The organism is Arthrobacter sp. P1_D4, from assembly GCF_056406115.1.
Window position 1 is genome coordinate 1 of record NZ_JBFUAU010000040.1, and the last position, 1,939, is coordinate 1,939.

The window sequence follows — 1,939 nt, forward strand, 5'->3', positions numbered from 1 at the left end:
TGGACGTGGCTGCAGGAGAAGATACCTCCCATATCCTCAGCGGGTTGACAAACCAGCTGCCTGATCGTGATCCGGAAGAGACCGCCGAGTGGCTGGAGTCCCTGGATACCCTGATTCAGGAACAAGGCACCGAACGTGCCCAGTACATTATGCGAAGCCTGCTCCAGCGGGCCGGCGCGCAGTCCGTGGGTGTTCCGATGGTCACCACCACGGACTACGTCAACACCATCCCGGTCGAYCAGGAAGCSSCRTTCCCCGGGGATGAGGAGATCGAACGCAAATACCGTGCCTGGCTGCGCTGGAAYGCCGCKGTGATGGTGCACCGGGCKCAGCGGGCGGAYATCGGCGTCGGCGGCCACATCTCCACCTACGCCGGTGCCGCGACCCTGTACGAGGTCGGCTTCAACCACTTCTTCCGYGGCAAGGACCACCCCGGCGGCGGCGACCAGGTTTTCTTCCAGGGCCACGCCTCGCCCGGCATGTACGCCCGYGCCTTCATGGAAGGCCGGCTCTCCGAGGAGGACCTGGACGGGTTCCGGCAGGAGAAGTCCAAGGAAGGGCACGCCCTGTCCTCCTATCCGCACCCGCGCCTGATGCCGGAGTTCTGGGAATTCCCGACCGTCTCGATGGGCATCGGCCCGATGAACGCCATCTACCAGGCCCAGTCCAACCGGTACCTGCACAACCGCGGCATCAAGGACACCTCGGACCAGCAGGTCTGGGCGTTCCTGGGCGACGGCGAAATGGACGAGCCCGAGTCCCGCGGCCTGCTCCAGCTCGCGGCCAACGACAAGCTCGATAACCTCAACTTCGTGATCAACTGCAACCTCCAGCGCCTCGACGGTCCCGTCCGCGGCAACGGCAAGATCATGCAGGAACTCGAAGCGTTCTTCCGCGGTGCCGGCTGGAACGTCATCAAGGTCGTCTGGGGCCGGGAGTGGGATGACCTGCTGGCCAAGGACGAGGACGGCTCGCTCGTGAAGATCATGAACGAGACCGTCGACGGGGACTACCAGACGTACAAGGCCGAGTCCGGCGCGTTCGTCCGCGAGCATTTCTTCGGCAAGACCCCGCAGACCAAGGAAATGGTCCAGGACCTGACCGACGACCAGATCTGGAACCTCAAGCGCGGCGGTCACGACTACAACAAGGTCTACGCCGCCTACAAGGCCGCGACCGAGTTCAAGGGCAAGCCCACGGTCATCCTGGCGCACACGGTCAAGGGCTACGGCCTGGGCACCCACTTCGAGGGCCGCAACGCGACCCACCAGATGAARAAGCTCACCCTCGCGGACCTCAAGGCCTTCCGCGACCACCTGCGCATCCCGATCACGGACGACCAGCTCGAAGCGGACCTCTACCGGCCGCCGTACTACCACCCCGGCATGGACTCCCCCGAGATCCAGTACCTGATGGACCGCCGCAAGCAACTCGGCGGCTTCGTCCCCGAGCGGCGCTCCAAGCACGCCGACGTCACGCTCCCGGACGAGAAGGTCTACGAAGTCGCCAACCGCGGCTCCGGCAAGCAGCACGCCGCCACCACCATGGCCTTTGTCCGCCTGCTCAAGGACCTCATGCGGGACAAGGAGTTCGGCAAGCGGATCGTGCCGATCATCCCCGATGAGGCTCGCACCTTCGGCATGGACGCGTTCTTCCCGACGGCGAAGATCTACAACCCGAACGGCCAGAACTACCTCTCCGTGGACCGCGAGCTCGTCCTGGCGTACAAGGAGTCCATCTCCGGCCAGATCGTGCACGCCGGCATCAACGAGGCCGGGTCCGTGGCGGCCTTCACCGCCGCCGGCACGTCCTACGCCACCCACGGCGAACCGCTCATCCCGGTCTACGTCTTCTACTCGATGTTCGGCTTCCAGCGCACCGGCGATTCCTTCTGGGCCGCCGCCGACCAGATGACCCGCGGGTTCATCATCGGCGCCAC

Annotated in this window: 1 protein-coding gene; it reads left to right on the top strand. The window is 65.1% G+C overall.

Annotated elements, in window-relative coordinates; translation table 11 throughout:
* Positions 1-5: 5 nt before the first annotated feature.
* Positions 6-1,939: pyruvate dehydrogenase (acetyl-transferring), homodimeric type (aceE, locus tag AC1D0A_RS21880; protein ID WP_476946830.1), on the top strand; the 1,934-nt coding region annotated here is incomplete at its 3' end.